Genomic DNA, 20,634 nt, shown 5'->3' on the forward strand with positions numbered 1-20,634 from the left:
GGCATCATGGCCCCGGGCAGCCGCCCGCAGCGCCGCACCATCCGTGGCCGGGCTACCCGCCCGAAGGTCAGCCGTCACAAAACCAGCCGCCCCAAGGTCAGCCGCCACAAGGGCCGCCGTCACAGGGACAGCCACCGCAAGGTCAGCCGTCACAGGGCCGGCCGCCGGGCCCATATCCGCCGGCCGGGCCGGGGCCGCAATTCCCGCCCGCCGGGCAGCCGTGGCCGGGGCAACCGCCGCAGGCCCCGGCGTTCCTGCCGGGGCAACCGCCGCAGGCCCCCGGGTTCATGCCGGGGCATCCGCCGCAGCCGGGTCAGTGGCCCGTGCCCGGCGGGCCGTACGAGCCGGGTGGTCCGTACGAGCCCGAAGACGACGGCAGGCCGCGGAGGGGAGCCGGGCGGGTCTTCGGCGGGGTCCTGTGCGGGGGTCTCGGCCTGCTGCTCCTGCTCGGCGGGGGCGCCGTCGTGGCGCAGGCCGTGTCGAACAGCCACCAGGAGATCCGCAACAAGGAATACGCGCGCAACCTGTGGCGCAACGAGCCCGCCGAGACATTGTTCCCCGCGGCGCTCGGCCTGCAGGACCCGGAGAAAAGACAGGGCGATCCGAACACCGAGCGCGGCTGGACCAGGGTCGCGATCTCCCCGGAGACCTCCTGCGCGAAGGCGCTGAGCGGGGCCGTGGCGAAGGAGGCCGCCAGGCGCGGCTGCGTCGCGGCCCTCCGCGCCACATATGTGGACGACACGGGTGGCACCGCCGCAACCGTCGCCATCGTGGTGTTCCGCGACCCGAAGGTCGCCCTCGATCTGGGCGACCTCGTCCACGACAAGGGGGACGCCGACCGGCCCGACCAGGCCGTGCACGCCCTCGCCGCCCCGGGGATCACCTGGAGCGACGCCGTACGGGCGGGCAGCGGGGGCGACAAGGTGCTGGACGTCTACGCGCCGTGCGCGGTGGTCGCCTCGGCGGGACCGGCGGACGGCAGGAAGACGGGCCGGCTCCCGCGGCCCTGGGGCGTGCGAAGCGAGGATCAGCGCATCGACCGCAAGCCGTGGAGCGCGGTGGCGGAAGGGCTGGCCAAGTCCCTCGCCTGGCGGCTGGCGGATCTGACCTCCAAGGGGGGAGCATGACCGGGCGCGGGCTCCGCGCCGCCCTTGCCGCCGTCGCCGCGGCGGTTCTCGCGGCGGCGGGCACAGTGGTCGTCTCGGTGGTGGGCACGGCGCTTCCCGCGTGGGCGGACGCACCAAGGAACTGGGACGTCGCGGCGCTGCGGCTGCCCGAGGCGCAGCGGACGGCCCAGGGAGACGGCGTCCTGGTCGCCGTGCTCGACACCGGTGTGGTGGCCAAGCATCCCGCGCTGGCCGGCCGGGTGACGACCGGCCCGGACCTGATCGGAGGCGGTGCCAGGCCGGGCCAGTCCTACTGGGGCGAGCACGGCACCGCGATGGCGTCCGACGTGCTCAAAGTGGCGCCGAAGGCCCGCATCCTGTCGGTGCGGGTCCTGTGGGACGACGAGGACCCCGCGCGGCGGCGGGCGCTGAAGATGACGCAGGACGCGCAGAGCGAGAAGGCCGCGCACGCCCTGGCCAACGGCATCAGGTATGCCGTCGGCAAGGGGGCGAAGGTCATCTCGATGTCGCTCGGCACCGACGAGTGGGCGATCCTCTCGGGCTACGAGGAGGACACGGCCGCCGCGGTGGACTACGCGGTGAGCAAGGGCGTCACGATCCTGGCCAGTTCCGGCAACGGCGGCTCGACCGACCCGCTGGAGGTGGACGCCAACAACAGCGTGTCCTACCCGGCCGCCTATCCCGGGGTCATCGGGGTGGCGGCGCTGGGGCCGGACGGCCGCCGGGCGGACTTCTCCCAGGTGCACACCTACACCGCGATCGCGGCCCCCGGCGTCGGAATCTACAGCGCCAGGAACACCGGCGGCTACGAGTCGGTCTCCGGCACCTCCCCGGCCTGCGCCCTCGCCGCCGGGGTGGTCGCGCTGGCGCTGTCCCGCAACCCGAAGCTCACACCGGGACAGATCCGGGGCATCCTGACCAGGACCGCCCGGCATCCGGCGGGCGGGTACGACCCACTCGTGGGCTTCGGTCAGGTGGACGCGGCCGCCGTGGTCGCGGCGGCCGGCTCTCCCAGGAAGCCCGCGGTCCAGCCCGTTCCGTACAAGGGGAAGAAGTACTTCGGCAACGGCCCCACCGATGCGCAGATGACCCACCCGCCCATCGACACCGGTTATCTGGTCATCGGCGGGGGCGCGGGAGCGGTCGGCCTGCTGTTCCTGTTCGTCGCCTTCCTCTTCTTCCGCCGCCCCAAGGCCTCAGCCCCGCCGCCGGAAGGCCTGCCCCCGCCGCCGTGACACCGAGCCCCGGCGACGGCCGGGGCGAGCCGGGCTCCTTATCGTGAGGTATGGGGGAGATCCTGGTCGGCACGGCGTCGTGGACCGACAAGACGCTGCTGGAGTCGGGGTGGTATCCGCCCGGCGTCACGACGCCGGAGGAACGCCTGCGCCACTACGCGAGCGTGTTCCCGCTGGTGGAGGTCGACTCCACCTACTACGCGCCGCCCGCCGAGGCCACCGTGCGGCTGTGGGCCGAGCGCACGCCCGCGGAGTTCGTCTTCGACGTCAAGGCGTTCTCGCTGCTCACGCGGCATCCGACCCGCCCGGCCGCACTGCCGAAGGACCTGCGTCCGAGCGGCGGCGGCAAGAACCTGTACGCCGGCGACCTCGACCCGAAGGTCGTGGACCAGGTCTGGGAGCGGTTCCTCGGCGCCCTGCTGCCGCTGCGGGAGGCGGGCAAGCTCGGGGCGGTGCTCTTCCAGTTCCCCCGGTGGTTCCCCATCGGCCGGGCGAACAAGCACTACATCCTGGAGTGCAGGCGGCGCTGCGAGCCGCTGCGGATCTCCGTCGAGTTCCGCAACCACACGTGGATGCGCGAGGAGAACCAGGCCGAGACCCTCGACTTCCTCCGCTCGTACGCGATTCCGTACGTGTGCGTGGACATGCCGCAGGGCTATCCGGACTCGATCCCGCCGGTCGTCGCGGCCACGTCCGACCTGGAGGTCGTGCGGTTCCACGGGCACAGCGACAAGTGGACAAGCCACGACATCCACGAGCGCTTCGGCTACCGCTACTCCCTCGACGAGCTGAAACAGTGGGCACCGAGGCTGCGCGAACTCGGCGGCCGGGCGTCCACGACCCACGTGCTGATGAACAACTGCTACCGCGACTACGCGCAGACCAACGCCCGCCAGCTCGCCGGCGTGCTCGCGGGTTTGCCAGACTGCGACGTACGCCCCCGGCCGGACGGCGACCGGACACACGAGGAAGGGACCCGATGACGGACCTGCCCAAGATCGGCGCTCCGGCCACGCGAGCGCTCGCGAACGCCGGCTACACCGACCTGGAGAACCTCGCGCAGGCGACCGAGGCCGAGCTCCTCGCGCTGCACGGCATGGGACCGAAGGCGATGTCCATGCTCCGCCGGGCCCTGGAGGAGCACGGCCTGTCCTTCCGCGATCAGGCCACCGCATAGTAGGAGTCCACCGCCCCCTGGCCGGTGTAATTGGGGCCCGCGAGGCGGCCCGGCGAAGTAGCCGACGAGGTCCACACCGACGATCTCCGCCCGGTCTCCCAGCGCGTGTGCGGCCTCGAACAGCGCGCTCGCCGTGCCGCAGCACAGGTCGAGCCACCGGACGACCCGATCGGCGCCGTGCAGGAGGGCGAGGACGTCGACGCCGAGTTCCCGCCGGTAGGCCGGCAGCCGGCGCTCGCGATTCATGTCGCTGTTGGCCACGACCGGGGACCGCTCCAGAGCGTCGTCGTCCAGGAGCCGAAGATCACGATGGTCCATCCCCGTTTCCTAGCATTCCTGCAGAGTCCGCGGCGTACCAAGCGCGGTGCTGCCGACGCCGTATTTCGCCTAAAGTCACCTGAATGGCAGCAAACCGCACCCGGCTGGCGTGGCTGGACGCCTTACGCGGGATCGCCGCTCCGGCCGTGGCGCTGCACCACTCGGCCTGGACCTTCGTCCCGGCCGTCTGGGCGGAGGTGGACCGCAGGGTCGACGTCGGCACCTGGGGCGTCTTCGTCTTCTTCCTGGTCAGCGGATACATCATCCCGGCCTCGCTGGAACGCCGGGGCGACCTGCGGGCCTTCTGGACCGGCCGGGTCTTCCGGCTCCTCCCGCTGCTGCTCGCCGCGCTCGCCCTCGCGCTGCTCCTCGCGTACGCCGGGGTGTTCGCGATGTCGCCGGGCATCGACCGCCGGCCGCCGCCGCTCGTCGCGCTGGCGAACCTCTCGATGCTGCAGGAGCTCCTCGGCGTCCCCTCAGTGATCAACGTGATGTGGACGCTCTCCTACGAGATGGCGTTCTACCTGATGACGGCGGGGCTGTTCGCCGTACGGCAGGCGCACAGGTCGGCGCCGATCGCCGTGGTCCTGGCGGTCGTGGCAGTGCCGCTCGGCCTGCTCATGCCCGGCGCGACGATCAACGGCGGCGCGGACCTGGTCGCCGCGCTCATGGGTGTCGCGGTGATCCTGGTCATCGTCGTGACCGTGACCGCGAACGGCCGCCTCAGGACGGCCGCCGCGGTGATCGGCGGCCTGCTCGGCCTGGCGCTGGTGATCCTCGGCAGCCGGATCGGGGCGGGGGAGGGCCTGGTCATCGCGGCGACGATGTTCGCCGGGACCGCCGTGTGGCGCGCCGAGCAGGGCACGCTCCGACCTGTCTGGGCCGTCGCCGCCCTGCTCACGGTGCTCGTCTGCGGTGTCCTGGTGGCCGATGAGCCCGCCTGGGCCGCGGCGGTCGTGCTGGCGGCCGGCGTGTTCGCGCTCGCGTTCCGGCTGCGGCACCGGCCGTTCCCCCGGTGGCTCGCCCACCTCGGAGTGATCAGCTTCTCCCTGTATCTGCTGCACCCGCTGCTGTTGCGGGTCGTCCCGAACCTTGCGGTGTTCTTCCTCGTCCTGCTGGTGCTCGGTCACCTGGCGTACCGGCTCGTGGAGGTCCCCGGGCAGCGTCTCGGCCGCCGCCTGAACGCGCACGGAAAAATCAGGTCAACTTCGACCGGCGGCCGTGTGGGCGGCGCGTCCGCGGGGACCAGCGGCTCTGACGCCGGTACGCAGGAGATTCGCAGGAGGGGACGGGTCATGGGTGAAGAGCAGGACCTCCACGACCCGGGCCGCCAGGGCCATGAGGCGGGCGTCGAGGGCGGCTCCAAGATGACCGCCGCGCAGCTTCGCGAGGCGCTGGCCAGGGTGGGCAAGGGCGAGGACACGCAGTCGGCCAAGGCGGAGGCCGAGAGCGACCAGTGACCGTCGCGCGACCACCCCGCGCGCCGCCGGCCGTGTCCTCCGGTCAGCCGGCGTCGGAGAGCGCGTCCAGGCGGGCCATCTCCTCGTCCGTGAGACGCAGCGTGGCGGCGGCGACGTTCTCGGTGAGGTGATCGGGATTGCCGGTGCCCGGGATGGCCAGCACGTGCGGCCCCTGCTGGAGCGTCCAGGCCAGTCGCACCTGCGCGGAGGTCGCGCCGTGCGCGCGGGCCACGGCGAGCACCTCCTGACGGTCCGTGCCGCTCGCCCCCTGGTCGCGGCCCTCGCCGGCGATCGCGAAGAACGGCACGAAGGCGATGCCCTGCTCGCCGCAGGTGCGCAGTTGCCCTCGGCTGCGGGTGGCGCCGACGCCGTACAGGTTCTGCACGCTCACCACCGGCGCGATCGCCTGGGCCTGCGCGAGATGCCCTGGCCGGACGTTGGAGATCCCGAGGTGCCGGATGAGACCGGCCTCGCGCAGCTCGGCGAGCGCCCCGAAGTGCTCGGCGATCGAGTCGAGCCCCGGCTGGCGCAGATAGACCAGGTCGAGGTGGTCGCGGCCGAGCTGGCGCAGGTTCTCCTCGACCTGGCCGCGCAACTGGTCCGGCCGGGCGAACGGCAGCCACTCGCCGGACGGGTCCCGTCCGGGGCCCACCTTGGTCGCGATGACCAGGTCGTCCGGATATGGCGCGAGCGCCCGGTTGATCAGCTCGTTGGCCGAGCGCAGTCGCGAGAAGTAGAACGCCGCCGTGTCGATGTGGTTCACGCCGAGGTCGACGGCGCGCCGCAGCACCGCGATCGACCGTTCGCGGTCGCTCGGCGTGCCGAGGTCGAAGGCGGCGCTTCCTGTCAGGCGCATCGCGCCGAACCCCAGCCGGTTGACCGTGAGGTCGCCGAGCTTCCAGGTCCCCGCCGCCGCTGCGTTGATCGTTTCCTCACTCATCGTTCCAGGATGCCCGTTAAAGGCGCATGCTGTCGGCGAGGGCGTCCATGACGGCGTCGAGCAGGGTGGCACCGCTGTGCCCCATGCCGGCGCACTGCCCCTGAACATCCAGGCTCACCACGCCCTGGAGCTGCGCCCAGGCCATCACGGTGCCGGCCAGGGCGGTCGCCGGATCCCCCTCCGGGGCGAACGCGCGCACCCACTCGGCGACCACCGGGGTCTCCTCCACCCACCGCCGCATCTGCTCCCGCAGCGGTTCGGTCCCCGGGCGGCAGTGTCCTCCGGCGAACACCGGAAGGAAGGGCCCGAGCACGCTCCGGGCCCGCAGCACGCTCTCCGGGGGAGCGTCGTAGCCGGGCGAGGACGTGCCGGCCAGCAACTGGAACAGGTGCGGATTGGCCACCGCCCATCCGTGGAAGGCCCGGGCCAGCGCGTGCAGCCGCTCCCGAGGCGCGCCCTCGCCGGCGGCGGCCCGTACGGCCGCGGCGACCTCGTCGAAGCCCTCCAGGATCAGCTCGGTCAGCAGGTCGTCGCGGCTGCGGAAGTACTTGTACAGCGCCGGGCCCGTGACGCCGAGCTCTTTCGCCACGGCGTTCAGGCTCAGCGCCGCCGCTCCGCCTTCGCCGATCTGCACGAGGGCGATCTGCTTGATCTCCGAACGGACCTGGTCCCGGTAGCGCTGCCGCGGCGTTGACATCCTCTCATTATGGTGAGTGCCTCTCATCGGCGTCTCCGGCTCGTCGCGGCGATCGTCACGCGATGACCGGCCCCCGCGTCGTCGGCCGAAAGTGGCGCCGACGTCGAGGTCACCGCGCCTGCGCGCGGAGGAGGCCCGCACGAAAAGGGCCGGGCTTCCGGGAAATGGGAAGTCCGGCCCTGTGCCGAGCGATGCCGGGTGACCGGCGGTCTTTCGGATGCTCAGGGGGTGTAGATCTCCTGCACCTTGACGATCGCGCCGCGATAGACGGTGATGAGCGCCGGGCGATGCTTGGACTTCATCCGGGAGATCAGCTCACTGCGGGAGCACAGCTTCGACCCGAGGCCGCCGCTCTTCACGGTCACCGTGGTGCCCTTGCACCCGGTGGCGCTGTAGAACACGACGTTCTTCGCCACGGGAGAGGCGTAGGCCGTCACGTCACCCTCGGGCGGGCCCGCGAAGTGCCCCTCCGTGTGGCCGGTCCTGTCCTTCACCCACCTGATCGGCTCGTATTCCGCCACCCCGGACCGGTAATACGTGACCCAGCCCCGCAGGATGCCGTCGTGTCGCGGCGAGATGTGCCTGGTGAAGTCATGGTGGGGGTCGCTCTGGAACGACGTGCCGTACGCCTTGGGCGCGGCGAACTTCGGCATGGCGGCGGCGTCGGCCGGGAGCGCCGCCGCGGAGAGCAACGCGGCGGCCGCGGCGGCGGGAAGAACGACGCGGAGCGAGAGGGTGAGCTTCATGCCTTGTTGGAGTCCGGGCCTCGCGGAGAAGTTCGCGCGATCTGGGCGAATCTCCGCACGCACCCACGCACGGGCCCCACGACGCCCGTGTCTGTCGCCCGGGACGCCGAGCGCGGTGCTCGCCGTTCGCCGGCTCTTGGCATGCGGCGCCACCGGCAGGGCGCCGAGAACGCCTCAGCGGACCTCGGGCTCGTCCCGCCGCGCGGCGTCCGCCGCGGCTCTGAGCCGGGCGTTCTCCGCTTCGAGCGCTCGTAGCCGCTCCTCGGCGTCCGGGGAGACCGGTGCCGTACGGGCCCGGGCGGCCGGGGCGTCGTCCTCGTCGCCGATCCTGCCGGTCTCCCTCTTGAGGATCCGCAGCGACTGCCCGACGGCCTTCGCGGTGTCCGGCAGCTTCTTCGCGCCGAAGAGCAGCACGAGCACCACCAACACGATCATCCAGTGAACAGGGCTGAGCGAACCCATGGCGGGGTTCTCCTCTGGTCGTCGTTTTGCCTGCTCAAAGGCTATGTCATCGACTGCGCGGGTCGGCGCGCGGCCGGTGACCCGCGTCGCCCGCGTCACGCCGGGCAGTGGAGATCGCCCTCGGCATGCAGCGGAGAGGCGAAACGCGAAGGGAGGAAGCGCGGAACCAGCCGCCTGCTGACGCAGCCGGTCCCCCCGTGCGACTCCTGGCCGCTGCTCGACGAGCGGGGCGCCGACGTCGTCAGGCCGTCCGCCGGAACGCCGTGAGACGTCGCCGCAGCTCAGACGATCACCGATGCTGAAAGTTTCGTGAGTATTTCGGAAAAATCTTCGCAAGAGTAGCGGTAATCCTGCCGCGAACAGCACTGTCGTCCCCTCTCATCGGGTGGCGGAGACCCTCTCTGATTTGGGCCTTGCGATGCTGCAACGTTTCATTGATGCTTCGAAAACATTCGTCTCCATTCGGCTTGCGGTTCTCTCCGGACCCATCACAGGGCCGGGACCCCTCGGGAGGAAGGACGCACTGTGTCAAGCACTGTGTTGCAAGATCTCAAGGTCTCGGGAGCAACACCGGCGAGCCCGGTGCAGGCCGGGCCCGCACACGCCGACGACGCCGGTCGGCCCTCCCACGGAGGCGGCCGATGATCGGCGACGTCACTCCCGGCGGCGGGAGCCGCACCCCGGGTGTCCGCCGCGCGCTCGTCATCGGCGCCGTGGCGGCGCTTTCGCTGGGTCTCGCGGTGGTCGAGATCCCCGGTGGCAACGCCGGTGTGGGCGCGCTCGCGCCCTGGACGGCGCAGGCGGCCGCTGCCGCCGCCGGCGTCGAGGACGAGGGCGCCGACTGCGCGGTGTCCGACCTCGGAAGTCTGACGGCCAACTCCAGGCTTCCCGATCCCTTCAAGAAGATCAACGGGCAGCGCATCACCTCCAAGTCGGAGTGGCGGTGCCGCCGTGAAGAGATCAAGAAGCTCGCCGAGCGGTATGTCTACGGTGACAAGCACGGCAAGCCGGCAGGTGTCACCGGGACGGTCTCGCGAACCGGCATCACGGTCAACGTGTCCGACAGCGGCAGGAGCGCGAGCTTCTCGGCGAGCGTGGACCTGCCGAGCGGCACCGGGCCGTTCCCGGCCGTCATCGTCTACGGAGGATTCGGCGCCGACACGGCCACGATCAAGGCGAGCGGCGCCGCCGTCATCAGCTACGACCCCTTCACGGTCGGCAAGGAAGGCACCGCCCGCAACAACAAGCAGGGTGCCTACTACAGCATCTACGGCTCTTCGAGCAGCACCGGACTGCTCGCCGCCTGGGCCTGGGGCGTGAGCCGCATCATCGACGTCATCGAGCAGTCGGGGGGCGGCATCCTCAAGGCGGATGCGACCGGTGTCACGGGCTGCTCCCGGTTCGGGAAGGGTGCCTTCACGGCCGGAGTGTTCGACCAGCGCATCGCGTTGACCATGCCGATCGAGTCGGGCAGCGCAGGCGTTCCGATCCTGCGCGGCGTCGCCCAGGAGTCCGGCGCGCAGCCGCTGAGCAGCGCCTACTCCGAGCAGCCGTGGCTGGGAGACGCGTTCGGCTCCTTCACCGGCAATCCCGCCCAACTGCCGGTGGACACTCACGAGATGGTGGGCATGATCGCCCCGCGCGGGCTGTTCATCATGGAGAACCCGCACGTCGACTGGCTGGGCGCCCAGTCGGGCAGCGTGGCCGCGCTGGCCGGAGCCGAGATCTACAAGGCGCTCGGCGCGGGAGACAACATCAGCTACTGGTCGGACGTGCAGGACGGCACCCACTGCGCCACCCGGTCCGAATGGCGTACTCCGCTGCAGCAGAACATCCAGAAGTTCCTGCTGAAGACGGGCAACGCCTCCGCCGTGTTCCGGGTCTCGTCCAGGAAGTCCGGCAACCTGTCGCAGTGGAGAGACTGGACGACCCCGGTCCTGACCGACTCCAGCCCGTCTCCCAGCCCCAGCCCCAGCCCCAGCCCGAGTTCCTCGCCGCGTCCGCCCGTGAGCCCGAGCCCCTCACCCAGCGGAAGCCCGAGCACCAGCCCGAGCCCGCCGGTGAGCCCGAGCCCCTCGCCGTCCGGCGGGGTGAGCGGAGCGTGCTCGGCGACGGTACGGGTGATCAACTCCTGGTCCGGCGGCTGGCAGGGTGAGGTCACGGTGCGCGCGGGGAACTCCGCCGTCAACGGCTGGACCGTGAACTGGACCTGGCCGGGTTCGCAGACGATCACCCAGATTTGGGGTGGCGTACGGTCGGGCTCCGGCTCGAACGTGACGGTGCGCAACGAGTCGTGGAACGGCTCGGTCGCCGCCAACGGGAGCACGACCTTCGGCTTCCTCGCCGGAGGGTCCTCGGCCACCCCGGCGGCCACCTGCACCAGCCCGTGACCCACGGGTGACCGGACTCCGACGATCGGGGCCCGCGGCCGCCGCGCCGCGGGCCCTCGGCATATGCGCCGGGCGCGATGTCTCATGATCCCGCCGGAGCCGGCCGAGCCCCGCAGCGGGGCGCCGCCTCGGTCAGTGACCGAAAATCATGACGACGCCGACGATGATGAAGTGGACGAGCACCGCGAACACCAGGACGCTGGCGAATATCCACTTGGCGGGTCCGTGCTCGAAGTTCTTGCTCTCCTTCATCGGCGGGCGCTGGGCGACGCGGTCGGCGATGCGCTCTTCGAGACTCTTCCTACGGGCCATGACACTTCCTGTGTTCTCGGCGCTGCTTAGTGCACTAATAGTTAGTGTACTAAGCTTGTAGCATGGCGGTGGAGGTGCACATGAGTGACGTTGGCGACATCGTCGACCCTCTGGCTCTGGAGAACCAGGTCTGCTTCGCCCTGGCGGTCGCCTCGCGGTCGGTCATCGGCCTCTATCGGCCTCTGCTCGAACCGATGGGTCTGACCCACCCGCAGTATCTGGTGATGCTGGCCCTGTGGCAGTACGCGCCGCTGTCGGTCAAGGACCTCAGCCGGCTGCTGCAGTTGGAGCCGGCCACGCTGTCACCGTTGCTCAAGCGCCTGGAGACCGCCGGTCTCGTCGAGCGCCGGCGCGCCAGCGACGACGAGCGTTCCCTGGCGATCGTGCTGACCGGCGAGGGACGCGCGCTGCGTGAGCAGGCCGAGAAGGTGCCCGTCGCGATCGTCGAGCGGCTGGGGATGGAGCTGACCGAGCTGCGGAGCCTGCACCAGGCGTTGACCCGGGTGATCGGCGCGGCCAACGGCGTCCACCTCGCCGCTCAGTGACCGCACCCGCACCCGGGGGTCATCCCTGAGAGATGACCCGCTCTCCTCCCCGATCCGGGCTCGTCAGGAATGCCGGCCATGTCCCGGCCGTACGTCGCCGGGCCCGGGCTGTCGCCCGCCGCGTCAGGCGTTGCCCGCGACGTTCTGGACCGCGCGGGCGAGGCGGGCGAGATCGACGCCTTCGAGGTGGTCGAGAAAGTGCCGGCGCAAACTGGCCAGGTTGCTGGGCCACGCCCGTTCCAGGCGGGCGAGGCCGGCGTCGGTGAGGACGGCGTTCAACCCGCGGGCGTCGGCGTCGCATCTGAGTCGTTCGACCCAGCCCTGCCGCTCCAGGACGGTGACGATGCGGGTCATCCCACTCAGGGAGAGCTCGCAGGCGACCGCGAGCTCGCCCATCCTCATCCGTCGCTGCGGCGCCTCCGACAACCGCATCAGGGTGATCCACTCAATGAGCGGCAACTGTTGTTCGCGCACCATGTCGGCGTCGATCGCGCGGGGCAGCGCGTAGATCAGGCGAGGCAGCGCGCGGATCAACGCCTCCTCGTCGGCGGTCAGCGGCTCCGGCTGCGCCGGTGGCACCGGCGGCACCGGCGGTGGTGTGGTCATAGTCACAGATTACTTGCTTCACGAACGAAGTATCCATACTCTTCCAACGCGACGAATTATGCCCTGACCGGAATTGGAGATTGTCATGACCAGAATCGGGATCATCCTCGGCAGCACCCGCCCCGGACGCAACGGCGAGGCCGTCGCCCGCTGGGTGCACCAGATCGCCACGCAGCGGACCGACGCGGAGTTCGAGCTCGTGGACCTGCTCGACTACAAACTCCCGCACCTCGACGAGACGCTGCCGCCGTCGCTCGGCCAGTACGCGCAGCCGCACACCAGGGCGTGGGCCGACAAGATCGCGTCGTTCGACGGGTTCGTCATGGTGACCCCGGAATACAACCACTCGACGTCGGGCGCACTGAAGAACGCCATCGACTTCCTGTACGGCGAGTGGAACAACAAAGCCGTCGGTTTCGTCAGCTACGGCTCGGTCGGCGGCACCCGTGCGGTGGAACACCTGCGCCTGATCGCCGGCGAGCTCCAGATGGCCGACGTGCGGGCCCAGGTGGCGCTGTCCCTGCTCACCGACTTCAAGGACTACAGCGTGTTCACGCCCAACGAGGGCCATGTCGGGCCGCTCACCACGATGTTGGACCAGGTCGTGGCATGGAGCGTGGCACTCGCACCGTTGCGCGCCCGCTGAAGTCCGCGCGAGACACGGGGATCAGGAGGGGCTCCACGGGAACGCCCGACGGCAAGGTGGTGCCGATCACCGGCACCACCGGGTGCCGCTAGGGAGCGTCTGACACGACCTAGCCCCCCATACAGATCACATAGATGGTGCCGGTCACGCTCTTGCCGTAGAGCCTCCAGCCGACCGCCTTGCCGTTGATGAGGTACGGCGCGTTCGTGATGATGTAGGGCGCGCTCGGGGTGGTGCCGGCGATGAAGCCGCCGCCCGTGGCGACCATGTCGTCCGGGCACATGATGTTGTCTTCGCCGCCGTTGGCCGGAAGGTAGAGGGCCTCCGCTTTGGTGATGACGTTGGCGGAGCCACCCCCGGAGCCCGCGGGGCCCGCAGGTCCGGCCGGCCCCGCGGGACCACGCGCGCCGGTCTCGCCCTTCTCACCCTTCGGGCCCTGGGGACCGGTGAGGCCGCGCGGACCGGTGTCGCCCTTCGCGCCCGCGGCGCCGGCGGGGCCGCGGTCGCCGTCCTTGCCGTCCTTGCCCGGGGTGCCGTCCTTGCCCGGGGCGCCGGGCTCGCCCTTGAGGCCCTGCGGACCGGCCGGGCCGCGCAGGCCCTGCGGACCCCGCAGGCCCTGAGGACCGCGCAGACCGCGCGGGCCCTGCTCCCCGGTGTCACCCTTCGCGCCGGTGCCGCCGATACCCACCGGACCCTGCGGACCGGTCTTGTTCCACGACACCTTCGTCTCGGTCGCCTTACACCTCGTCGTGGCGTTGACCAGGCGCATATACCGCGTGCTCTTGTTCACACACGCGTAGAAGGCGGCGTCGCCCGCCGACGAAGCGGTGGCCGCGCCACCCAGAACCAGGAACGACCCGACCAGGGCGCCGGCCGTCACTAGGCCGATGCTCCGCCCGCCCGGCAACTTGATAGCCACGGACTTCCCTCTCTGAGGCATAAGGGGCAACTGACGCGCAAGAGGCGCGAGTGATACACGTCCGAGCGGAAGCGGCGGTTGTCCTTCCGTAGATCACGTATGCGCATCACCGCTCCATGTCAGCCACCTTGGTCAGGAGCCACGCACCCGAACCCGTTGCGGCGGGGCAATCTCAGGGGCGCGACAGTGCCGGCAAGAGGGGCCCGGCCCGGTCGTGCGGCCGGACCTTCACAGGCGCCGCTCATCCGGACACCCCCTCCTGTGCTCGGGGCAAGGACGGTTACGCCCGGGGCCGGCGGGCCGTGAAGTCGTCCGCGATGGCGTCGAACGTGGACCACCGGACGCCCTCCTGCTTGTTGATGTGCTCGATGAGGCGCTCCAGCATGAGCAGGACCTGCGGGCGGCCCGAGACGTCCGGGTGGATCGTCATGGTGAAGACGGCGTACTCCGACTCGCGGTAGACCCAGTCGAACTGGTCGCGCCACATCTCCTCGATGTCGCGAGGGTTGACGAAGCCGTGGCTGTTCGGGCTGGTCTTGATGAACATCATCGGCGGCAGGTCGTCGAGGTACCAGCTCGCCGGGATCTCGACGAGGTCGGTCTCCTCCCCGCGCACGAGCGGCTTCATCCACTCGCGGGCGTCCCTGCCGTAGTCGATCGTCGACCAGGTGTCGCCCACGCGCACGTAGTACGGCTCGAAGTCGCGGTGCATGAGCGAGTGGTCGTACGTGATGCCGCGTTCGAGCAGCAGCTCGTTGGTGACCGGCGAGAACTCCCACCACGGCGCGACGTACCCCGTGGGACGCCGGCCGGTGCGCGTCTCGATGAGGTCGATGCAGTGGCCGAGGACGGTCGACTCCTGCTCACGGGTCATCGCGATCGGATTCTCGTGGCTGTAGCCGTGCAGGCCGATCTCGTGTCCGGCGGCCACGACCTGCTCGAACTGCTCGGGAAAGGTCTCGATGGAGTGACCCGGCCAGAACCAGGTCGACGGCAGGTCGTACTTCTTCATCAGGGCGTTGAGCCGCGGCACGCCCACCTCGCCCGCGAACAGACCGCGCGAGATGTCGTCCGGGGAGCCCGCACCGCCGTAGGAGCCGAGCCAGCCGCCGACCGCGTCGACGTCGATCCCGAACGCCACGAAGATTTCCTTGGCCACAGCGCGTCCTCTCTTCCTGGTACCGAGGGGCCGGACATGGGCGGCAAGGGTCTGCCGTGTGACTCTGCCGTGTGACTCTGCCTTGGATGACGCCACCCTCGGACAGCGGCGGCGCCGGTGGCAGCCCGCCTGATGAAGCCATGCCCAGTGCCCCGGCCGCGTACGAGGTCCACCCGCCGCCGTTCCCGTACGGCGCCGGCCGGCCCTACGGGGTGGCGGGAAAACCACTCGCTCTCCCCTCACGCACTGCGAGAGCATGGCCACGGCGGGTTGGCGTGCGGGGAGGGCTGATGGCTGCGCTCGGGTCGATCGAGGATGCTGAAAACGGTCCATCCGTGCGCAGGTCGGCGGTTCTGCTGGCGCTGCGCTACTACTGCGGCGAGCTGAGGCGCCAATGGCTGGTCGCGGTGCCCGCGCTGACGTTGCCGGCGCTGGGGAACATCTGCCTGTTCTATCTGGCGCCGCTGGCGGTGGCCGGCCTCGTGGGGCACCTGTCCGGCGGCGGGGACGGCACCGTCGACGCGCTGCTGCCGTACGTGCTCGGCTTCGGCGCGATGCTGCTGGCGGGCGAGGTGCTGTGGCGGGTGGGGCTGCACTTCCTGAACCGCGCCGACGCCCGGGGCATCGAGCGGCTCGGCGTGGTGGGCATGGACGACCTGCTGGCCAAGGACACCGCGTTCTTCCACGACAACTTCGCCGGCTCGCTGACCAAGCGGGTGATCGGCTTCTCCTCCAGGTTCGAGGACTTCGCCGACACGCTCACGTTCTCGATCGTGGCCAAGGTGGTGCCCCTGGCCTTCGCCTCGGTGGTGCTGTGGCGATACCACCCGCTGCTGGTCCTCGTCCTCGTGGGCCTCATCATCGTCACCGGGTTTCTCGTCGCCCCGCTCATCCGCCGCCGCCAGGCGCTGGTGGACCGGCGCGAGGCCGCCAGAGTGCTGGTGTCGGGTCACGTCGCCGACGTGCTGGCCAACATGGACACGGTCCGCGCGTTCGCCGCCGAGGAGCGCGAGGCCGCCGAATATCGGGCGAGGATCGCCGAGCAGCGCAGGTTGTCCCTGCTCTCCTGGGATTACGGCAACCTCAAGGTGGACACCGTCGTCGCCCCGCTGTCGGTGCTCACCAGCTCCGTGGGCCTGCTCCTCGCCGTGGCGCTGCGCGGCGGCCTCGGCGTGGAGGCCATCGTGGTGACGTTCACCTACTACACGAACGCGATCGGCATCATGTTCGAGTTCAACCAGATCTACCGGCGCGTGGAGAGCGTGCTCACCGAGGCGGCCCAGTTCACCGAGCTGCTCCTCGTGCCGCCGACGGTGGTGGATCCGGTCGATCCGCAGCCGCTGCGCCCGGCCGACGCGAGCGTCCGCTTCGAGCGGGTGAGGTTCGGGTACGCCGGCGGCACGCCCCTGTTCGACGGCCTGGACCTCGACATCCCCAGCGGCGCCAAGATCGGGCTGGTCGGCCAGTCCGGCGGCGGCAAGAGCACGCTCACCCGGCTGTTGCTGCGGCTCATGGACGTGAACGGCGGCAGGATCCTGATCGGCGGCCAGGACATCGCCCGGCTGCGTCAGGCCGACCTGCGCAGCCTCATCGCCTACGTCCCTCAGGAACCCGCCATGTTCCACCGGTCCGTGCGCGACAACCTCGCGTTCGCCCGGCCGGGCGCGACCGACGCCGAGATCCTCCGGGCCGCGCGGGCGGCGCACGTCACGGAGTTCGTCGAGTCACTGCCGGACGGGTTCGACACCCTGGTCGGCGAGCGCGGCGTCAAGCTCTCCGGCGGTCAGCGGCAACGCATCGCGCTCGCGCGCGCCATCCTGCGCGACGCCCCCGTCCTGCTGCTGGACGAGGCGACCAGCGCCCTGGACTCGGAGAGCGAGATCCTCGTCCAGGAGGCCCTGTGGCAGTTGATGCAGGACCGGACCGCGCTCGTGGTCGCGCACCGCCTGAGCACCGTCGTCCGGATGGATCGGCTTGTCGTGCTCAACCGGGGACACATCGCGGAGCAAGGCACCCACGGCGAACTGCTCCAGGCCGAAGGCCCCTACGCCCGGCTCTGGCACCACCAGTCCGGAGGCTTCCTCATCGAGGACGACGCCCCGGACGCGGTCCACCGCTGACCGGCCCCCGCTGCTCGCACCCCGGGGGCCGGGCCGGTCACGGGAGCGGCACGGTGGTCGACTCCCGGACGGTCGACTCCCGGACCACGAGCCGGCAGGGATGGGCGTGGCGGCCGGGGGAGGGGGAGCCGTTGATGGCGGCCAGGAGCATCTGCGCCGCCGACCGGCCGAGCCCTTCGAGGTCCAGATCGATACTGGTCAGCGGCGGCTGGCAGGCTTCGGTCATGACGTCCCAGTTGTCGAAGCCGATGAGGGCGACGTCCTGGGGGACCCGGCGGCCGGCGGCTCGCAGTGCGTCGCAGACGCCCCGGGCGATCTGGTCGCTGCCGCAGAAGACGGCGTCGAACTCGGTCCGGCCGGCCAGGAGGATGCCGACGGCTTGACGACCCCACACCTCACTCCATCCGCCGAACAGAGGCGGAGCGACCAGGGACAGCCCGTCCTCGGCGAGCCGCTCCGTGGCCGCGGCCGCGCGTACCCGGGCGGAGTTGTGGTGCTCGGGTCCCGTGATGTGCGCGATCCGGGTGCGCCCGACGGCCAGGAGGTGCTCAACCGCCTTGCGGGCGCCGCCCGCCTCGTCCGGGACCACCGAGCAGTCGCCGGGGTCGGCCGAGCTGATGAAGGCGTAGACCACGGGCACGGGCAGGTTGGCGCCGATGGGCGCCCGCGCCTCGGTGCGCCGGCCGGTCACGATCATGCCGTCGACCCGGCGGCTGAGGAGGGTCTTGACGTAGTACTGCTCGCGGATGGGATCGTCGCGCCCGTCACAGAGGAAGACCGACATCTCCCCGGCGCCCAGCGCGTCCTCCGCGCCCATCAGCACGGGGATGCTGAACCGCCCTATCGTGTCCGTCGTGATCATGCCGACCGTGTAGGTGCGGCCCGAGTGCAGGCTCCGGGCGCCCGCGTTCGCCTCGAAGCTGAGCTGCCGGGCCGCCTCCCGCACGCGCATGCGGGTCTCCTCCCGCAGCGATCCGCGTCCGTTGAGCGCCTTGGAGGCCGTGCCCACCGACACCCCGGCCAGCGCCGCGACGTCGGCGATCGTGGCATGACGCTCCAGCTTTCCCACGTTTCCTCCACTTTCCTAGGGGGTTGCCTGAGCACCACTCTATAGGCCGCACGTGCGACTCCGAAGCCCCTGTAACAACGTGGAAACGGGCTATTGACGGTCTGGAAGCCGGTTGGATACCGTGACGGCAATCGTTTTCCTAGTTTCCTACTGCAAGCGATCACGCCCCTGGCTTCTCGCTTCGCAGTCACCAGGGTGGTCCGCTTTGACGGGCTTCCCGCGTCCCTCGCCGTGAGCGGGAAATCGTTCGGCGGCGTGAAGGACGTCCCCTGCTCCACGAAAGATGAGGCATGACTGAGCAGAAGTTGTCTGGCACCTCTGCCGCTCCCGGCGCCCGGGCGATGCAGGTGTCGGCCCCGTTCGAGCTCCGCGGTTCCGCGGGGCCGGTCGCACCGGGGCCCGGGGCGGTCGCCGCGCTGTGGCCGCTGAACCCGGATCAGGCCCGTCTCGACACGGGAGGTCTGCTGGGGCGGTGGCAGCGGCGCAACGCCGAGGACACGCTGCCCCACTGCGTGGACAACCTGCACCACGCCGGCAACATCGGCAACCTCCAAGCCGCCGCGGGCGAGTCGGACGCGGCGTTCGCCGGCATGTGGTTCGCCGACTCCGACGTCCACAAGACGCTGGAGGCCGCGGCCTGGGAGCTGGGCACCTCGTCCGGCGACGATGCGCTGCGGTCGTTCGTGGAGGACACGGTCGCGCTGCTCGCCCGCGCCCAGCAGGCGGACGGCTACCTCAACTCCTACTTCACCCTCGTCGCGCCGGACGATCGGTGGCGCAAGCCGGACTGGAGCCACGAGCTCTACTGCGCGGGCCATCTCTTCCAGGCGGCGGTGGCCGCGGCCCGCACCGGCGTGAGCCCCGCGCTGCTGGCCGTGGCCCGGCGGTTCGCCGACCTGCTAGTGGAGCGGTTCGGCTCGGACGGTGTCGAGGAGGTCTGCGGGCATCCGGAGATCGAGACCGCGCTCGCCGAGCTCTACCGGCTGACCGGCCACCGCCCCTATCTGGACCTGGCGCGCCGGTTCCTCGACCTTCGCGGGCGGGGGCTGCTCGGGCACGGGCGCTTCGGGCCCGCCTACTACCAGGACCACGTGCCCGTGCGGGAGGCCCGCGAGGTCACCGGCCACGCCGTACGCCAGCTCTACCTGCTGGCCGGGATGGTCGACGTGGGCGTGGAGACGGGCGACCACATGCTGCTGGACGCGGCCGAGCGACTGTGGGAGGACGCCGTCCACCGGCGCTCCTACGTGACCGGCGCGCACGGCTCGCGCCACCGCGACGAGGCGTACGGCGACCCGTACGAGCTGCCGCCCGACCGGGCCTACGCCGAGACCTGCGCGGCGATCGCGAGCGTCCAGGCGAACTGGCGGCTGCTGCTGGCCACCGGCCGGGCCCGCTACGCCGACGAAATGGAGCGGGCGCTGTACAACGCTGTCGCGGCCGCCGTGTCGTCCGACGGCAGGCACTTCTTCTACTCCAACCCCCTGCAACTGCGCACGGGACACACCGGCTCGGGTGAGGAGGCGGCGTCGCGCCGGTTGCCCTGGTATTCGTGCGCCTGCTGCCCGCCCAACATCGCCCGGCTGATGGCCTCGCTGCACGGCTACCTGGCCACCGCCCACGACGACGGCCTGCAGATCCACCTGTACGCCGCGGGCAGCGTGAACGCCGAGGTCGCGGGAGGCGCCGTACAGGTGGACATGCGCACCGAATATCCCTGGCAGGGCCGGGTCGAGCTGACCGTGACCTCCGGGACCACCGCCCCCTGGACGCTCGCGCTGCGCGTGCCGGCCTGGTGCGACGCGTACACGGTCCGCATCGACGGCGGCCCGGTGATGGCCCCCGCACGGGACGGCTACATCCGGCTCACCCGGGCCTGGGCGCCGGGCACGACGGTCGTCCTCGACCTGGAGATGCCGGTCAGGCAGGTGACCGCGCATCCGCGCGTGGACGCGGTGCGTGGCTGCGTCGCCCTGGCGCGTGGTCCGCTCGTCTACTGCCTGGAGCAGGCCGACCTGCCGCCCGGCACGCTCCTGGAGGACGTGCGGCTGGACCTCACCGTCCCCGCGGCCGCCGCTCCGGCCACAGCGGATCACCGGGAGGACCTGGCGGACATTCCCGTCGTGATCAATGTGGGCGGGCTGGTGGCCCAGGGCGGCGACTCGCTGTACGCCACCGGGATCAGGCGGGAGCGGCCGGGTGCGCCGCTCGCGCTCACGGCGGTGCCGTACTTCCTGTGGGGGAACCGGAGCGAGGGCCCGATGCGGGTCTGGATCCCGGTCGCCGCCACGGAATGACCTCGCGGGCCGCAGCATGCGGCCCGCGGCGACAGAAGGGACCGCTCGCGGCGCACGCCGCCGAAATCGGGGCGGGCGGTCCCGGCTTCACCTCCTCTCCACCCCCCACCTGAGCACAGAAAGAGCGAGGTAAGTATGCGCAGACCCCGACGCACGACCTTGTTGTCCGCGTTGGCCGGGTCGCTGACGGTGTCCCTGACCGGGGCGCTGACCGGGGCACTCGTCCCACCGGCGCCCGCCGAGGCGGCGGGCGCCACCCTGACGGTGAACGTGGCGCAGCCCTTCCGGCCGGTCACGCACGTCGCGGCCGGCGGCCTGTACGGCCTGGCGGAAAACAGCCGCCCGGCCGACTCCGCGCTGCTGCCGCTGAAGGTCAACTCGCTGACGCAGCCCGCCCCGGGCGTGGGGC

General features: G+C 71.0%; 19 protein-coding genes and 1 pseudogene. 11 read left to right on the forward strand and 9 right to left on the reverse strand.

Going from position 1 to position 20,634, the window contains the following annotated elements:
• Window positions 1–287 precede the first annotated feature (287 nt).
• The 5 genes from FLX07_RS28550 (at window position 288) to FLX07_RS28570 (ending at window position 5,317) form a co-directional block, all read left to right on the forward strand.
• A complete protein-coding gene (locus tag FLX07_RS28550) occupies window positions 288–1,127 on the forward strand; it encodes a hypothetical protein (RefSeq protein WP_142574765.1) in 840 nt (279 codons plus the stop codon).
• Window positions 1,124–2,362, forward strand: a complete 1,239-nt coding sequence (locus FLX07_RS28555) for a S8 family serine peptidase (RefSeq protein WP_142574766.1) — start codon at window positions 1,124–1,126, stop codon at window positions 2,360–2,362. The genes FLX07_RS28550 and FLX07_RS28555 overlap by 4 nt, the downstream gene beginning before the upstream one ends.
• 50 nt (window positions 2,363–2,412) lie before the next feature.
• On the forward strand, window positions 2,413–3,345 hold the full coding sequence (locus FLX07_RS28560; RefSeq protein ID WP_142574767.1) for a DUF72 domain-containing protein: 933 nt from the start codon (window positions 2,413–2,415) through the stop codon (window positions 3,343–3,345).
• The gene (locus tag FLX07_RS28565; RefSeq protein WP_142574768.1) at window positions 3,342–3,539 is read left to right on the forward strand and encodes a helix-hairpin-helix domain-containing protein; all 198 of its coding nucleotides are present in this window, start codon (window positions 3,342–3,344) and stop codon (window positions 3,537–3,539) included. Before FLX07_RS28560 ends, FLX07_RS28565 begins: the two co-directional genes overlap by 4 nt.
• 401 nt (window positions 3,540–3,940) lie before the next feature.
• Complete coding sequence (locus tag FLX07_RS28570) at window positions 3,941–5,317, forward strand: acyltransferase family protein (RefSeq protein ID WP_142574769.1); 1,377 nt, start codon at window positions 3,941–3,943, stop codon at window positions 5,315–5,317.
• Between the two features lie 43 nt (window positions 5,318–5,360).
• Here the strand turns inward: FLX07_RS28570 and FLX07_RS28575 are convergent, their stop codons facing one another.
• The 4 genes from FLX07_RS28575 to tatA form a co-directional block, all read right to left on the reverse strand.
• Window positions 5,361–6,257 carry an aldo/keto reductase gene (locus FLX07_RS28575; protein ID WP_142574770.1) on the reverse strand — a complete coding sequence of 299 codons (897 nt, stop codon included), beginning with the start codon at window positions 6,255–6,257 and terminating at the stop codon, window positions 5,361–5,363.
• Window positions 6,258–6,273: 16 nt separating this feature from the next.
• Window positions 6,274–6,954 carry a TetR/AcrR family transcriptional regulator gene (locus FLX07_RS28580; protein WP_142574771.1) on the reverse strand — a complete coding sequence of 227 codons (681 nt, stop codon included), beginning with the start codon at window positions 6,952–6,954 and terminating at the stop codon, window positions 6,274–6,276.
• 221 nt (window positions 6,955–7,175) lie between these two features.
• The gene (locus tag FLX07_RS28585) at window positions 7,176–7,700 is read right to left on the reverse strand and encodes a hypothetical protein (RefSeq protein ID WP_142574772.1); all 525 of its coding nucleotides are present in this window, start codon (window positions 7,698–7,700) and stop codon (window positions 7,176–7,178) included.
• Window positions 7,701–7,874: 174 nt separating this feature from the next.
• Window positions 7,875–8,162, reverse strand: coding sequence for a Sec-independent protein translocase subunit TatA (gene tatA / locus FLX07_RS28590; RefSeq protein ID WP_142574773.1), 288 nt, complete (start codon window positions 8,160–8,162; stop codon window positions 7,875–7,877).
• A gap of 641 nt (window positions 8,163–8,803) precedes the next feature.
• On the opposite strand from tatA, the gene FLX07_RS38045 reads away from it, so the two are divergent.
• Complete coding sequence (locus FLX07_RS38045; protein ID WP_142574774.1) at window positions 8,804–10,552, forward strand: glucuronyl esterase domain-containing protein; 1,749 nt, start codon at window positions 8,804–8,806, stop codon at window positions 10,550–10,552.
• Between the two features lie 132 nt (window positions 10,553–10,684).
• On the opposite strand, the gene FLX07_RS28600 is transcribed toward FLX07_RS38045, so the two are convergent.
• Window positions 10,685–10,864 carry a hypothetical protein gene (locus FLX07_RS28600; RefSeq protein WP_142574775.1) on the reverse strand — a complete coding sequence of 60 codons (180 nt, stop codon included), beginning with the start codon at window positions 10,862–10,864 and terminating at the stop codon, window positions 10,685–10,687.
• 80 nt (window positions 10,865–10,944) lie between these two features.
• Between FLX07_RS28600 and FLX07_RS28605 the strand changes: the two genes are divergently transcribed.
• Window positions 10,945–11,409, forward strand: a complete 465-nt coding sequence (locus FLX07_RS28605) for a MarR family winged helix-turn-helix transcriptional regulator (protein WP_142574776.1) — start codon at window positions 10,945–10,947, stop codon at window positions 11,407–11,409.
• Between the two features lie 123 nt (window positions 11,410–11,532).
• Here the strand turns inward: FLX07_RS28605 and FLX07_RS28610 are convergent, their stop codons facing one another.
• The gene (locus FLX07_RS28610; RefSeq protein ID WP_142574777.1) at window positions 11,533–12,015 is read right to left on the reverse strand and encodes a MarR family winged helix-turn-helix transcriptional regulator; all 483 of its coding nucleotides are present in this window, start codon (window positions 12,013–12,015) and stop codon (window positions 11,533–11,535) included.
• A gap of 85 nt (window positions 12,016–12,100) precedes the next feature.
• Between FLX07_RS28610 and FLX07_RS28615 the strand changes: the two genes are divergently transcribed.
• A complete protein-coding gene (locus FLX07_RS28615; protein WP_142574778.1) occupies window positions 12,101–12,661 on the forward strand; it encodes an NADPH-dependent FMN reductase in 561 nt (186 codons plus the stop codon).
• A gap of 109 nt (window positions 12,662–12,770) precedes the next feature.
• Here the strand turns inward: FLX07_RS28615 and FLX07_RS28620 are convergent, their stop codons facing one another.
• Entirely contained in the window at window positions 12,771–13,580 is an 810-nt protein-coding gene (locus FLX07_RS28620; protein ID WP_142574779.1) for a collagen-like domain-containing protein, read from the reverse strand.
• Between the two features lie 280 nt (window positions 13,581–13,860).
• Window positions 13,861–14,739 (reverse strand): polysaccharide deacetylase family protein, encoded by an 879-nt coding sequence (locus FLX07_RS28625; protein ID WP_142574780.1) that lies wholly within the window; start codon window positions 14,737–14,739, stop codon window positions 13,861–13,863.
• A 290-nt stretch (window positions 14,740–15,029) separates the two neighbouring features.
• Here FLX07_RS28625 and FLX07_RS28630 point away from each other — a divergent pair, with 290 nt between their 5' ends.
• Window positions 15,030–16,859: an ABC transporter ATP-binding protein gene (locus FLX07_RS28630; RefSeq protein ID WP_142574781.1), complete on the forward strand. Its 1,830-nt coding sequence runs from the start codon at window positions 15,030–15,032 to the stop codon at window positions 16,857–16,859.
• A gap of 37 nt (window positions 16,860–16,896) precedes the next feature.
• On the opposite strand, the gene FLX07_RS28635 is transcribed toward FLX07_RS28630, so the two are convergent.
• Complete coding sequence (locus tag FLX07_RS28635; protein ID WP_208762429.1) at window positions 16,897–17,928, reverse strand: LacI family DNA-binding transcriptional regulator; 1,032 nt, start codon at window positions 17,926–17,928, stop codon at window positions 16,897–16,899.
• A gap of 290 nt (window positions 17,929–18,218) precedes the next feature.
• Between FLX07_RS28635 and FLX07_RS28640 the strand changes: the two genes are divergently transcribed.
• Window positions 18,219–20,225 carry a glycoside hydrolase family 127 protein gene (locus tag FLX07_RS28640; protein ID WP_208762430.1) on the forward strand — a complete coding sequence of 669 codons (2,007 nt, stop codon included), beginning with the start codon at window positions 18,219–18,221 and terminating at the stop codon, window positions 20,223–20,225.
• Between the two features lie 135 nt (window positions 20,226–20,360).
• A pseudogene (locus tag FLX07_RS28645) lies at window positions 20,361–20,634 on the forward strand (CBM35 domain-containing protein); the annotation flags it as partial.

The sequence above is a fragment of the Microbispora bryophytorum genome (assembly GCF_006874465.1).
Taxonomy (GTDB): Bacteria; Actinomycetota; Actinomycetes; order Streptosporangiales; family Streptosporangiaceae; genus Microbispora; species Microbispora bryophytorum.